Below are 13,184 nucleotides of genomic sequence, written 5' to 3'. Positions count from 1 at the left end.
AGCACTAACGGAAAGCAGGGTGGTTAATGGCAATAGAGCCAAACTTTCTGGATGAACTGCGGGCACGCACGCCACTCGCCACTATTATTGGGCGGCGCGTCAAGCTGGCGCGCTCTGGCCGTAACTGGAAGGGCTGCTGCCCTTTCCATGGTGAAAAAACCCCTTCGTTTTATGTGTATGATGACCACTTCCATTGCTTTGGCTGTGGCGTGCATGGCGATGCTATTTCTTTCGTTATGCAGATGGAGGGCAAGAATTTTCCTGAGGCAGTAGACGAGTTGGCCTCTGCCGCCGGTATGGAAGTACCTAAAGAGACGCGTCGCAGCCGAGAAGAGGTGGCGCATGTGCAATCTTTGGAAGATGTGCTTGAGCAAACGCAAAAAGTTTGGTCTCAAGCGCTTTATACGCCAGCCGGTAAGGCTGGTCTTGCCTACCTGACAGGACGCGGGCTGACGCGGCACACAATTGAGGCCTTTGGTTTGGGGTGGGCCGCAGAAGGGCGCGGTAGTTTGGCTGCGGTGTTAGAGCCGCACGGCATTACGCCCCATATGATGGCCGAAGCCGGGCTGATGCGCCTAGATGAAGATGGCAACCCAAAAGGCGAACTGTTTTGGGGGCGGGTCACCTTTCCCATACGCGATCGAAAAGGGCGGCTGGTCTCTTTTGGTGGGCGTATTTTGGGTGATGGGCAGCCTAAGTACCTTAATGGCCCTGAAACCCCGCTTTTTTCTAAAAGGCGCTTACTGTTTGGCTTGGATAGAGCGAGAGCCGCAGTGCGTGCCCCGCGCCCCAAAGGGGTGCCCCCAACAGACCTGATTGTTGTTGAGGGGTATATGGATGTTATTGCCTTGCATCAGGCTGGGTTTAAAGGGGCTGTTGCCCCGTTGGGTACGGCTCTAACGCCAGAGCAGCTTGAGGTGCTTTGGCAGGTCGATCCTTCTCCTATTTTGTGTTTTGACGGCGACGGCGCCGGGCGGAGGGCAGCTGCTCGGGCGGCAGAGGTAGCTTTACCACTTTTAAAGGCTGAGCACTCTTTGCGACTCTGCCTGCTGCCTGAGGGAGAAGATCCAGACAGCTTGGTGCGTGCGCAAGGGGCAGAAAAAGTTGGCGTCTTGTTTGCAGAAGCAAAACCTTTGTCTGCGGTGTTGTTCGATTTGCTGGCTGGGGGTGTTAATAACCCAGGGCCGGAGGAGCGCGCGGCGCTGCGCCGTAAGCTGGTAGAGGTTGCGGCACTTATACCAGATAAGGCTCTGGCGTCTGAATATCGTTCTACGTTGCTTGATCGTTTTTTTGAAACGTTTAGGCGCAAGAAAGGAAATAAACGAGAGACTGGCGGTGGGGCATTTAGCGGAGGTGCCGGGCAAAATACGGTTGTTGTGCTTGACGCGGTGCGTGAGCAGCAGCGTATTTTATTGGCCTTACTGCTGCGCTACCCAGATGTTGTGCCAGAGGTAGAAGAAGCTTTATGCAGGCTCGAACTGGTAGGTAGTTTTGCTGCGGTGCGAGACCTGTTGCTTGATCTTTCTGCTGAGGGGCTCTTGCCCGAAACGAGCGAAGCCCTGATAAAAGGGTTAGACGGGCAGGACGAAAAAAAACTGGTAGATGAGGTGCTTACGGGTGGCGGGTTGCCCATGAGTATGCAAGAGCAGGATGCGTCATTGGCTGTGGCCGCTAGAACACAGTGGTGGCATTTTTATGGCTTGCTGCATTTCTCGCAGTTTCAGCAGGAGGTTGAGCAAGAGATTGCGCGCTTTGCAACTGAAGGCTGCGATTCGGCAGAATGGGGGCGTTTACAGCCACGGCTAGAAGCGTTGGCGCGGCTTAAACGTGGCGAAATGGAAGAGGCTGGGCTGTAAGAGGGCGCAACGTTCGGGCGGTGTTCCTCTTGACTTCTGTGGCTGGATACCCCACGTCCTGCCCGCCCGTAAAACTGAACAGTGTGTATGGTTAACTGGTCGTGCTGCATTCTTTTGTACCGGGTGCAGGCGGGGAGGGAGCAGGTCTGGTATGGCAACAAAAACGGCATCAGGTAGTGGAGCGCAGGTCGAGCAGGATGGTGATACCACCCGGCTGGATACACAGTCCTCGGCGGTTAAAAAGCTGATCGCAAAAGGACGGGAGCGCGGCTGCATCACCTTTGATGAGCTGAATGCTGTTCTTCCTCAGGACAAAATGTCTTCTGAACAGATAGAAGACATCATGGCCATGTTGTCCGAAATGGGCATTCAGGTTGTTGAAAACGAAGAAAGTGACGACTCCGAAAACGCCAAAGCTGAAAAAGCTGATGGCGATGAAGAGGCCGAAGAAGAAACTGAAGAGGCTGAAGGCCCCAGTGGTAACGTAAACACTGAAAACCTTGGCCGCACAGATGACCCTGTGCGTATGTACCTGCGTGAGATGGGCACCGTTGAGCTGCTCTCTCGTGAAGGCGAAATTGCTATTGCCAAGCGTATTGAGGCTGGCCGCGATGAAATGATCGGCGGCCTGTGCGAAAGCCCGCTGACCTTCCGTGCTATCATTTCATGGCATGAAATGATTCGTAACAACGAAATGTTGCTGCGCGACATTGTTGACCTTGAAGCCATGCAGGCTGGCGGTAACCCGCCCGGCGAAGGTGAAGAGGGTTTTGAAGGCGCAGAAAACGACGGCGACGAAGCCGAAGAAAACGAGAACGAGGCAGAAAGCGAAGGCGAAGTAGAGGGGGAAGGCAGTGGCCTGTCTCTTTCCGCGCTGGAAGAAAAACTGAAGCCAGAAATTCTTGCGCATTTTGAAGATATTGAACCGCTTTACGAAAAACTGCGCCAATTGCAGGTACAGCGCATTGAAGTGCTAACCGCAGGTGGGGAAGTGCTAGACCAGTCTGAGCAGGACTACGCAGCCCTGCGTGATGAACTGGTGGGCAAAGTGGAGCAGGTACACCTGCACAATAACCGGATTGAAGATCTGGTTGCGCAGTTGAAAGAAATGTTCCGCAGCCTCAACGTGCTAGAAGGGCGTATGCTGCGTCTGGCCGAAAGCTGCCGCGTATCGCGTGAAGATTTCTTGCTGAAATACCGTGGCCGGGAGCTTGACCCGACCTGGATGGAAATGATTTCAGCTCTGCCCGGTAAGTCTTGGAAAAACTTTATTGCCCGGCATAGCGATACAGTTGTTGACCTGCGTAACCAAGTTGCCCTGCTTGCGCAGGAAACCGGGTTGCCGATTGGCGAGTTCCGCCGTGTTTACGCAACTGTTGCGCGTGGCGAACGGGATTCAGCACGAGCCAAAAAGGAAATGATTGAGGCCAACCTGCGGTTGGTTATCTCCATTGCCAAAAAATATACCAACCGTGGCTTGCAGTTTCTTGACCTTATTCAGGAAGGCAATATCGGCCTGATGAAGGCGGTCGATAAGTTTGAATACCGCCGTGGTTACAAATTTTCGACCTATGCCACATGGTGGATCAGGCAGGCGATTACGCGCTCTATTGCGGATCAGGCGCGTACCATTCGTATTCCGGTGCATATGATTGAGACCATCAACAAACTGGTGCGCACATCGCGCCAGATGTTGCATGAAATTGGTCGTGAGCCAGCGCCGGAAGAACTGGCCGAAAAGCTGGGTATGCCGCTTGAAAAAGTGCGTAAAGTTCTCAAAATTGCCAAAGAGCCAATTTCTCTTGAAACCCCCATTGGCGATGAGGAAGACAGCCACTTAGGCGACTTTATTGAAGATAAAACGGCTATCATTCCGCTGGATGCCGCTATTCAGACTAACCTGCGTGAAGCAACAACCCGCGTTCTGGCCTCTTTGACGCCGCGTGAAGAGCGCGTGCTGCGTATGCGTTTTGGTATTGGCATGAATACTGACCACACGTTGGAAGAAGTCGGGCAGCAGTTTAACGTGACACGTGAGCGTATCCGTCAGATTGAAGCTAAAGCACTACGCAAACTCAAACACCCAAGCCGTAGCCGTAAGCTACGCTCTTTCTTGGATGATAACTGAGATACCCATAAGGGCGCTTGAGCCAACCACACGCATGAAGGTGACTGTCACCTTCATGCGTATGACGCGCCCTTTGAAACAGCCTGCTCATAATTTGCCGCTCGGATGGCGTTTAGAGCAGATAAAGCCAACACTTGCGTACTATCGGGGCTTACAAGACCGCGTGGGGCGTGACTATTGCTGGTGGATGCGCCAAGCCTCTTCTGATGCGGATTTGACGGCCTTTTTGGAAAGCAAAACGGCTGAAATTGGCTTGTTGATGCAGGGTGATACGCCGCGTGGGTTCTATGAGCTTGATCTGAGTGATAAAAAACAGATCAATCTAGCGTATTTTGGCTTATTCCCTGATACGATAGGGCAGGGCGTGGGGCGTGCTTTTTTAGAAAGCGTGGTGGCAAGGGCGTGGTCTTTTGGCCCATTAGAGCTGCTTGTTAACACCTGTACTGCAGACCACCCGCGCGCTTTATCTTTTTACAAAGACGTCGGTTTTACGCCAGTGCGTGCGGTTGATGAGGTGTGGGACGTGCCCCAACGCCTTGGCCTTGTTATTCCTGAACGGTTTCGTGTTTAAAACTCTTGCTTTTTAAGCGGGAGTATGAAAGACACGCCATCTTCCCTGCCGGTACGTGGCATCGTGCCGGCTATACCCGTAGCTGCTTTTTAAGTGGCGCTGTTGGCTGAAATGGTTTGGCGCAGTTGGGTTGACCTTATCCGAAGGGAGACAATATGCCGCTTTACGAAACCGTGCTTATTGCGCGGAATGACATCTCTCAGCAGCAGGTTGATGCCATCGTTGATGGTATTGCTGCTCAGATCGAAGCAGACGGTGGTAGCGTTCAGAAGCGTGAATACTGGGGTCTGCGTACGCTGGCTTACCGTATCAAGAAAAACCGCAAAGGCCATTACGTGCTGCTCGGTGTTGATACAAAGTCTGAAACGCTTAAAGAAATTGAGCGCCAGCTTTCCATCAACGAAGACATTCTGCGTCTGCTGACGCTGCGTGTTGACGAAATTGACGAAACGCCGTCTCCCGTTCTGTCCCGCAAGGGTGATGACCGTGGTGAACGTAGCTTCCGTGGCCCCAAAGCTGCTGGTCGCTTCGAAAGCGGTCGTAACCGTCGTTCTTCCGAAGATCGTGAAGAATACCGCGCACGTGATGACAGAGCAGCTGACGCTGCGAACGAAGGGGAGTAATCCAGAATGTCTGACACGATGGAAGTTAATCCCGCCGCACGTCGCCCAGCTGTTGGTGCACGTCGTCCGTTCTACCGTCGCCGCAAATCTTGCCCGTTCTCTGGCGCAAATGCTCCAAAGATCGACTACAAAGATGTGCGCCTGCTGAGCCGTTTTCTGTCTGAACGCGGCAAGATCGTACCGAGCCGCATCACCGCGGTATCTGCAAAGAAGCAGCGTGAGCTGGCACAGGCTATCAAGCGTGCCCGCTTCCTGGCTCTGCTTCCCTACGTTATGAGCTGAGGGAGACGATCATGGCTGTTACAGAAGTGATCCTGCTTCAGCGCGTTGACCATCTGGGACAGATGGGCGATGTGGTGAAGGTTCGTCCGGGCTATGCCCGTAACTACCTGCTGCCGCAGGGCAAGGCTATCCGTGCAAACGAAGCCAACCGTTCACGTTTCGACCGTGAGCGCGCCCAGCTGGAAGCACAGAACATCAAACGTCGTGAAGAGGCAGAACGCCTGTCCGAACGTATGGATGGTCTGGCTGTTGTCCTGATCCGTCAGGCTGGTGACAGCGGCAGCCTGTATGGCTCCGTTTCCCCACGTGACGTGTCTCAGGCTGTGACGGAAGCTGGTTTCACCATTTCCCGTCAGCAGGTTTCTCTTGCTCATCCGATCAAGTCTCTTGGTCTGTATGAAGTTAAGGTTGCTCTGCACCCAGAAGTGGTTGTGCCTGTTATCGTTAATGTTGCTCGTTCTGCTGAAGAAGCTGAGCGTCAGGCACGTGGCGAAGCAACCAACCCAGAAGAAGAAGCTGAACTGGCTGGCGATGAAGCCCTTATTGAAGGCGAAATCGTTGCTGAAGATGCTGACGCTCCTGCAGCAGAAGAAAACAACACTGTCGCCTGATAGCGTTTTTTCTTACACGATCTGAAAAAGGGCTCGGGGTATTTCCCGGGCCCTTTTTTTTGGCGTAGGGTACTCCAAACCTTTGTTGGAACACGGAGTATAGGCAAAATGAATCGACTGCTTGACCAGATTTTGCGTCATTTCATTTCTTCTGGGCGGCTGTGTGTCTTATGGCCAGATGGGGGGCAAACTGTTTATGAGGGCAGTAAACCCGGGCCACAGGCGGCAATGGTTTTGCATGACCACGCAGTAGAGCGGGCTCTAGCCCTTAACCCCGGCCTTGCTTTTGGGGAAGGGTATATGAATGGGCAGATTACCCCCAAAGACTGTACCCTGTATGAATTGCTTGATTTGCTCATGCTTAATGCGATGTCGCCGGGGCATTTACCAGAGCAAATTGCTGCAACATTTCGCTATGCTTGCCGCAGCTGGATACAGTTTAACCCCGTTAAACGCTCTCGCCAAAACGTGGCTCACCATTATGATTTAGATAGCCGCCTTTACGATTTGTTTTTGGATAAAGATAAACAGTATTCTTGCGCCTATTTTCGGAAAGGGGATGAAACCCTAGATGAAGCACAGGCCGCTAAAAAGCATCATATTGCGTCTAAGCTTTTATTAAATAAACCGGGCCTTGAGGTGCTGGATATAGGGTGTGGTTGGGGCGGTATGGCCTTAACGCTTGCTAAAGATTACGGCGCGATTGTAACCGGCATTACTCTTTCTGAAGAGCAACTGAGCATTGCCCGCCAGCGCGCCAAGGCCGAAGGTTTAGAAGGCCGCGTGCGTTTTGAGATGTTGGATTACCGAAACCTGCACCGGAAATTTGACCGCATTGTTTCTGTGGGCATGTTTGAGCATGTGGGTGTACGGCATTACGGACAGTTTTTTGAGGTAATTAAACGCAGCCTTGTGCCTGATGGCGTGGCACTTATTCATTCCATAGGTAGAAACGACGGCCCAGGGACGACCAACCCATGGATCAATAAATATATTTTCCCCGGTGGTTATTCACCAGCCTTGAGTGAGGTTTTTGCGTCTGTAGAAAAATCTGGCCTATGGGTAACAGATTGCGAAGTGTTGAGGCTTCATTACGCCAAAACGATTGCCTTATGGCGTGAGCGTTTTGCTGCGCAAAGAGCAAGAGCGGTGGCACTTTATGATGAACGTTTTGCCCGCATGTTTGAGTTTTATCTTGATGCGGCTGAACTGTCTTTTAGGGTGCAGGGGCATATGAATTTTCAAATTCAGCTTGCGCCAGCACTTGAGAGCGTACCGCTAACGCGAGATTATATGGGTGAAGCAGAAAATTCGGTAAAATAAGGCTGCGATAAAGAGCCACCACGGCATGCGATTATAAGCGTGGTGGTTCTTTCGTTGAGCTCATTAAGCAGCACTTTTTTGCGAAAGAGTCTGGTGCGTGCGTGCCAATAGGTCAAACTCGGCGATGCTTAATGTTTCTGCCCTGCGTGTGCCGTCAATGCCCGTTTCTGCAAGCAAAGCTTCACCATTAACGCTTTTAAGCGAGCCGCGCAGCATTTTGCGACGCTGACCAAAAGCTGCTGCGGTAACGCGCTCCATTGCTTTAAATAAAGCAGGCTCTGGTTGAGCGGCGTGTGGCGTAATACTAACAACCGCAGACCATACTGCCGGTGGTGGAGAAAATGCGCCGGGCGGTAGGGTCATGACAATAGCACACTGGGCACACCATTGGCTAAGCACCCCAAGGCGGCCATAATGTGCACTGTTGGGCTCTGCACAGATACGCTCAGCAACTTCTTGCTGAAACATGAGCGTCATACGCTCCCACGCGCTCCCTTGCCGTAGCCAACCCACTAAAAGGGGAGTGGCCACGTTATAGGGGAGGTTGGCAACAATATGCCGCGGGGCTGGGCAGAGCGCTGTAAGGTCGTGTTTAAGGGCATCTGCCTCTAACACGCTCAGGCGATTTGGGAAGGCAAGTGCCAGTTCGTTAATGACGGCAACAGCACGAGTATCAAGCTCCACTGCTGTTACGGTGCTTGCCGGGGTGTCTAGCAGGGCACGAGTAAGGCCACCGGGGCCGGGGCCTACTTCAACAACGTGCCGCCCGCTTAGGTTACCTGCAAGCGCTGCGATGCGGGTTGTAATGGTGGGGTCGAGCAGAAAGTGCTGCCCCAGTGCTTTACGGGCGTCCAGACCATGCCGACTTATAACGTCACGTAAACTTTCAAGAGAAGACGACAGAGGATTAGACTCCCTTGAGTTTAACGCGTTTATCAATCATGGCGCGGCGGTGCAGGTCACTATCGAGTTGGCGTGCTGTTTGTTCAACACGTTCGTTCATGAGTTGGTCTGCAATTTCGCTGGGTGCGCGGTCAGCAAAGTTTTTCTCTTGTTTGCTGCATACCATAATAAGAGCAATGCCATCTGGGGCTACAAGAGGGCGGCTAAGTTTGTTTAAGGGCATGGTTGCCAGCAAATCGCGCATTTGCGGGTTCATGCGCTCAAGCTGAAGTTCGCCGGGATCGCTTGGGCGTTTTTCACCGGCTTCTTTGTTAATAGCGGCCACTTCATCACAGGTATGGATAGTCTGGATGTAGTGCATGGCTTTTTGCAGTGTTTGCTGCTGCTGCGGTGTGACCTGCTGTGGGTTAAGCTGAGAGTCAAACGGCAGAAAAGCCTGACGAATGGTCATGAGATGACCCGGTTGATGACCAATAATACGTTTGCCGTTTACGGTCACAATAACAAACCCACCCGGAACGGTAATGGGGTTGGAAATGGCATTCACATCAACGGGCATCTGTTTGATGATGTTGATAACGGAAGGGTCAAGCTCGTCTTCTTGCACCCAGCCCATAGAGCCACCATCAAGTGCTGTCTGGCTTTGAGAGAACTGAGCGGCCACGATAGGAAATGGCGCACCCTTGCGTAGTTCTTGAATGATGGTGTTAGTGAATGCCAGTTCTTCTTCAGAATGCCGTGGGTCTTCTACTTTTACGAAAATTTCGCTCAGGTTGTATTCTGTACGGCCATCTTCGCGTTTGAGAGCTTCTTCACGCTGGGCAATTTCTCTGGCAGTGACACGACCATGTGCCCCGAGTTCTTGCCGCAAAACCTGCACCCAGCCAATCTGAACCCGGATTTGGTCGATAAGCGTCGTGAGTGACACGCCATCGGCTGCGAGTTTATCGCGCAATGCATTGGCTGGCATGCCATTACGCCGCTCAATGCCTGCAATGGCGGCTGCAATTTGCTCTGGGGAGACATCTATATGTCGGGTTAGAATTTCTTGCGTGCGTAAGCGTTCATCAACCAACTGGCGAATAATCTGAGGGCGCAAACGGGCCATCAGTTCCTGATTGACTGGTAGCCCAGTGGAGAGCGCAAAAAGTTTGCCGCGATTATCAACATCACGCTTGGTGAGCGGTATGCCATTAACGACAGCCAGAATCATGTCATCTGGTTCGGGGGTGCTGGGCTGAGCAACTTTGCTCTTGGCCATATCCTGCTTGGTAGCGGCTAAGGCGGGGGCACCGACAGAGAGAGAGGTGGCTAATGCAGCCAGCGAACATGCCAGAGTAAGAGAGCGCAGGCGCATACAGGACAGTCTTTCAGCTTTCTGCCAGAAAAGGAACTTTCTCCCTGATAGCGGAGCCGGAACCTTTTTTGAAGCAATTCTTATTTTAAGCCAAACGAACCGAGCGTTTTAAGGCTGACGGTAAATAATACGCTAGAGTTACGCTGCTGGCCACCGATGGTGGTGTATTGTTTGAGGTACATCACATCGATACCGAAGCAGTCATTGTTATATCCGAGGTCTCCACCAAGAGAGACGAACTCTTTGCGGGAAAGACTCCGGCGGGCAAAGGCTGAAACGTGCCAGTTGTCCCAATCTGAAGAAACACCACCGCTCAACTCGTTGGTTTTTTGGGAATAAAGGGGCACGGGAGCGTTCGAGCGATAATTGCTGACATAGTAGTAATAGGGGGTGACTGGTTCGTAGACATACCCCCCCCTGATACGGAAGTGGCGCACTCCGGCACTGAAGAGGGCGTCCCCAAAATTTACTTTAGTTGTGTAAGGGTCTAGGCGCATGCGTGCGGTAAAATTGAAATACTGGTTGGGGGATACTCGACCACGCATGACAATGTCTGATGCGGTATGATCTAGCCCAGAGTAGGGTAAGCGGTCGTGGGTTATGTGTTCCTGAAAGCTTTCGCCAGCGAGCAGGTCGACCTCGTGTCCGTCCCATGTCCAGTTTGCATGAACACCGACGTTGCCACGTAAGCCACCGTCTAGGCGGTCTGTGCCTTGGTAGCGGTTCAGTGAAAACAGCGTTGAATCGGTAAATTCGTAAGCAAGGCTGTCTTCATTGGGCATGAAATTATTGGCCCCGGCTCCTGTGTTAGGGGCATAAATAGCTTGTACGATGGGTTCAATTAACTGGCTACCTCGGCCATGCTCAAACGTGCGCACGAAGGGCCAGTTGGTTTTTAGAGCAATAGTAGGCAGCACTTGGCCGCTCGTGTTGCTGCGTGTGGTGGTGTAATAATTAGGCTGTTGGTAAAGTTTGCGGGCTCTATACACCATGGAATCAAGGTGGAGGGTTAGCAAAAATTGCTGGCCCAAACGGTTGCGAAATGGCCGATCCCAATTAAGGGCCATCTGGCCGCGCATATCGGAGGTTCCGTTGCTACGAATGACATTAAAATCTGTTGTGTTGAGGCTAAAGCGCCCCCCAAGCGCGTCGGGTTGGCCAACAAAGCTGTATGTGTAGCGTGGCAAAACAAAAGGTAGGTCTGAGTTGCTGATAACACCTTGGTTCAGCCCTTGGTAATATTGACCATCAACACGGCTGTATGACCCTGTTCCAAAGCCTTCGAGATAGACGTTAGAACTGAGAGTGTCGGCCCCATAGCCTTGAATACGGTAGTTACGCATATAGTCGGCTGACGTGGCGAGGTTAATATTAGCACCTGCACGCCAATATTTACTGATGGAGACCTGAGTGTTGGCAAAAATATAGCCCTGCATGCCATGGCCATTGCCACCATCGACGTGGTTACCAAAGTCGTTGGTGTAAGAATCTGAACGCAGAGAACTATAGGCAATACCGCCTTGCAGGTTTAGGTAGCCAAAATTAAATCTATTACGATATTTAGCACTTAACTGTGGGTTGGTTCTTGTCGAGAACAATCCTTGCACGGTGAGATCTGATTGATCGTCAATAACCCAATAGTAGGGGATAGTGAAATATGTGCCCAAATAGCGGTCATGCGGTGTAATGCCGGGCATGAGAAAGCCACTATGCCGTTTAGCAGAAGGGTCTGTAATAGAAAAATAAGGTAGGTAGAGCACTGGAATACCAAGAATATCGAGATAGGAATCTCGGAAATCAATGGTTTCGTGCTCTATATCTTGCGTCGCATTAAAGGCTCTAAACTGCCAGAACGGAGCACGGCTGCGGTCTTTTTCACAAATTGCACAAGCTGTATACACAGCACGGCTCATGTCATTAACTTTACCGCCTGTACGGCGCATGCCGTTTGCAGCGAGTTTTCCGTTTTCAGGCAAAACCACGTTGACATGCATCATGATACCATCACGCATGGCACCAGTTAGTTCAGCATAATGGGCGTAAATGACCGAGCCGTCTGGTTGAATGCTGGCAACATGACCACGTGCAGCAACGACCCCGGTATCTCGGTCGTAAACGACTTTATCGGCGCGCATAACGTGGTCGCCCTGCCACATTTGCACGTTACCGCTCCATGTGACGGTATGCTCGTTATCATCGTAATCAACTTTATCCGCCTGAAAGGTTGCGGGTTCGTCTGGTGAGCTTGTTCGGCCGGGGTTGATTTGTATTTGCTGTGGGCGAAATTGTGCGTGGGCTTTGTGGGCTGGGTTGAGGTTGAAGCAAGCGGCAACGCTTCCCAACGCCGTTGCGGCGGTGAGAATTTGTCTGCAGCGAAATGATCGGGTGCCGGAAGGCCGATAGGCCACAGTCAATCAGCCATCCTCCAGATGAAGTAACAACGAAAGTGCTAGGCACAAGCCAGCAACAGTAGGGGCCCATGCTGCCAGTACAGCAGGCAGAGCGCCAGAGTTACCAAATTGCTCCGCCACTTTCGAGACTGTGAAAAGCAGAAAACCGGCGGCAACACCAGACCCTATCATGCGCGCAACGCCACCACGCCGCGTTGAGCGCATAGAAAACCCTGCGGCAACAAGCGCCATAGTGCCTGCTAGCATAGGCAAAGCAAGCAGGGACTGGAAGTGGATACGGTGCCGAATGGAAGAAAAACCTGAATGGTTAAGGAGTGTAATAAAGCTGGGAAGTGCCCAAAAAGACAATGCCTCGGGAGAGGAGAAGCTTTGTTGGACACGTTGTACCGTTAAATCTGTCGGAAAATCAATGGTTTTGGCTTGGCTCAACACTTCATAGGGTTTGACGGTTTGGGCATTTTGAAACACCCATGAATGTTGCCCAAGGTAACCAGTTGGGGCTTCGATTCTAACAATAAGGGTATTGCTTGAATCAAGGCGGAATACGCTGATATCGCGCACACGAAGTACGCCCTGCTTATCAAGCTCTACGCCGCGCGCATTGAGAAGGGCGACACCATGAGGGTCGAATTCTGTATCAGCCTGCCGCAACCACAGCGAACCGCTGGAAAAACTGAGCGGCCCACCATCTGTGCGCAAATATTCCTGATCAAGCACTTCAGCTCGCCGGTAAAAAGCTGACGAAATGGGAGAGAGGATAGTGGTGCTCAAACCGCCGATGAGCATAGCGCACGCGAGAGGGCCTGCGAGAAACTGCCATGCTGAGATGCCTGCTGCCCGCGCGACAATGAGTTCTGACGAGCGGGTAAGGCGCCAAAAACAAACAATGCCACCCAGCAAAATACCAAAAGGGATAATTTCGATTGTAAAGTGTGGGATATGCAGAAAGGCTATTTCTGTGACCACATTGGTAGAAACATTGGGTTTTGTAGCAACCCGCCGAAGCAGGTCAATGAAATCGAACAGGCAGACAATGCCGCTCAGAGACGCGATCATGGCTATGACAGAAAAGACAAACTGTCGCGCAACATAGAAAGAAAGTGTAACGGAAACGACCAT

The 13,184-nt window shown here is 52.0% G+C and carries 11 protein-coding genes; 7 read left to right on the top strand and 4 right to left on the bottom strand.

The window, feature by feature from the left end:
- Nucleotides 1–26: 26 nt before the first annotated feature.
- From dnaG to Abor_RS07435, 7 genes are all read left to right on the top strand, one after another.
- Nucleotides 27–1,856, top strand: coding sequence for a DNA primase (gene dnaG / locus Abor_RS07465; protein WP_048841228.1), 1,830 nt, complete (start codon nucleotides 27–29; stop codon nucleotides 1,854–1,856).
- A gap of 151 nt (nucleotides 1,857–2,007) precedes the next feature.
- Nucleotides 2,008–3,984, top strand: a complete 1,977-nt coding sequence (gene rpoD / locus Abor_RS07460; RefSeq protein ID WP_048841227.1) for an RNA polymerase sigma factor RpoD — start codon at nucleotides 2,008–2,010, stop codon at nucleotides 3,982–3,984.
- Nucleotides 3,985–4,039: 55 nt separating this feature from the next.
- A complete protein-coding gene (locus Abor_RS07455) occupies nucleotides 4,040–4,555 on the top strand; it encodes a GNAT family N-acetyltransferase (RefSeq protein ID WP_370684194.1) in 516 nt (171 codons plus the stop codon).
- 155 nt (nucleotides 4,556–4,710) lie between these two features.
- Entirely contained in the window at nucleotides 4,711–5,178 is a 468-nt protein-coding gene (rpsF, locus tag Abor_RS07450) for a 30S ribosomal protein S6 (RefSeq protein ID WP_048841225.1), read from the top strand.
- A gap of 6 nt (nucleotides 5,179–5,184) precedes the next feature.
- On the top strand, nucleotides 5,185–5,460 hold the full coding sequence (rpsR, locus tag Abor_RS07445; RefSeq protein ID WP_048841224.1) for a 30S ribosomal protein S18: 276 nt from the start codon (nucleotides 5,185–5,187) through the stop codon (nucleotides 5,458–5,460).
- A gap of 11 nt (nucleotides 5,461–5,471) precedes the next feature.
- Nucleotides 5,472–6,071, top strand: coding sequence for a 50S ribosomal protein L9 (rplI, locus tag Abor_RS07440; protein WP_048841223.1), 600 nt, complete (start codon nucleotides 5,472–5,474; stop codon nucleotides 6,069–6,071).
- Between the two features lie 108 nt (nucleotides 6,072–6,179).
- A complete protein-coding gene (locus Abor_RS07435; RefSeq protein WP_048841222.1) occupies nucleotides 6,180–7,394 on the top strand; it encodes an SAM-dependent methyltransferase in 1,215 nt (404 codons plus the stop codon).
- A 63-nt stretch (nucleotides 7,395–7,457) separates the two neighbouring features.
- Here Abor_RS07435 and rsmA read toward each other — a convergent pair whose 3' ends face one another.
- The 4 genes from rsmA to lptG form a co-directional block, all read right to left on the bottom strand.
- Nucleotides 7,458–8,330, bottom strand: coding sequence for a 16S rRNA (adenine(1518)-N(6)/adenine(1519)-N(6))-dimethyltransferase RsmA (gene rsmA / locus Abor_RS07430; protein ID WP_232015208.1), 873 nt, complete (start codon nucleotides 8,328–8,330; stop codon nucleotides 7,458–7,460).
- On the bottom strand, nucleotides 8,302–9,654 hold the full coding sequence (locus tag Abor_RS07425; RefSeq protein WP_048841221.1) for a peptidylprolyl isomerase: 1,353 nt from the start codon (nucleotides 9,652–9,654) through the stop codon (nucleotides 8,302–8,304). The genes rsmA and Abor_RS07425 overlap by 29 nt, the downstream gene beginning before the upstream one ends.
- An 80-nt stretch (nucleotides 9,655–9,734) precedes the next feature.
- A complete protein-coding gene (locus tag Abor_RS07420; RefSeq protein ID WP_371861271.1) occupies nucleotides 9,735–12,068 on the bottom strand; it encodes an LPS-assembly protein LptD in 2,334 nt (777 codons plus the stop codon).
- A complete protein-coding gene (lptG, locus tag Abor_RS07415; protein ID WP_048841220.1) occupies nucleotides 12,069–13,184 on the bottom strand; it encodes an LPS export ABC transporter permease LptG in 1,116 nt (371 codons plus the stop codon).

The organism is Acetobacter orientalis (assembly GCF_000963965.1).
Taxonomy (GTDB): Bacteria; Pseudomonadota; Alphaproteobacteria; order Acetobacterales; family Acetobacteraceae; genus Acetobacter; species Acetobacter orientalis.
Note: the sequence above shows the minus strand (reverse complement) of the source record. Positions and strands in the feature narration are given on the sequence as shown.

What these genes read in the sequence shown, in the direction of transcription:
- dnaG (WP_048841228.1), top strand. Translation starts at nt 27, where the DNA reads ATGGCAATAGAGCCAAACTTTCTGGATGAACTGCGGGCACGCACGCCA.
- rpoD (WP_048841227.1), top strand. Translation starts at nt 2,008, where the DNA reads ATGGCAACAAAAACGGCATCAGGTAGTGGAGCGCAGGTCGAGCAGGAT.
- Abor_RS07455 (WP_370684194.1), top strand. Translation starts at nt 4,040, where the DNA reads ATGCGTATGACGCGCCCTTTGAAACAGCCTGCTCATAATTTGCCGCTC.
- rpsF (WP_048841225.1), top strand. Translation starts at nt 4,711, where the DNA reads ATGCCGCTTTACGAAACCGTGCTTATTGCGCGGAATGACATCTCTCAG.
- rpsR (WP_048841224.1), top strand. Translation starts at nt 5,185, where the DNA reads ATGTCTGACACGATGGAAGTTAATCCCGCCGCACGTCGCCCAGCTGTT.
- rplI (WP_048841223.1), top strand. Translation starts at nt 5,472, where the DNA reads ATGGCTGTTACAGAAGTGATCCTGCTTCAGCGCGTTGACCATCTGGGA.
- Abor_RS07435 (WP_048841222.1), top strand. Translation starts at nt 6,180, where the DNA reads ATGAATCGACTGCTTGACCAGATTTTGCGTCATTTCATTTCTTCTGGG.
- Abor_RS07425 (WP_048841221.1), bottom strand. Translation starts at nt 9,654, where the DNA reads ATGCGCCTGCGCTCTCTTACTCTGGCATGTTCGCTGGCTGCATTAGCC.
- lptG (WP_048841220.1), bottom strand. Translation starts at nt 13,184, where the DNA reads ATGGTCGTTTCCGTTACACTTTCTTTCTATGTTGCGCGACAGTTTGTC.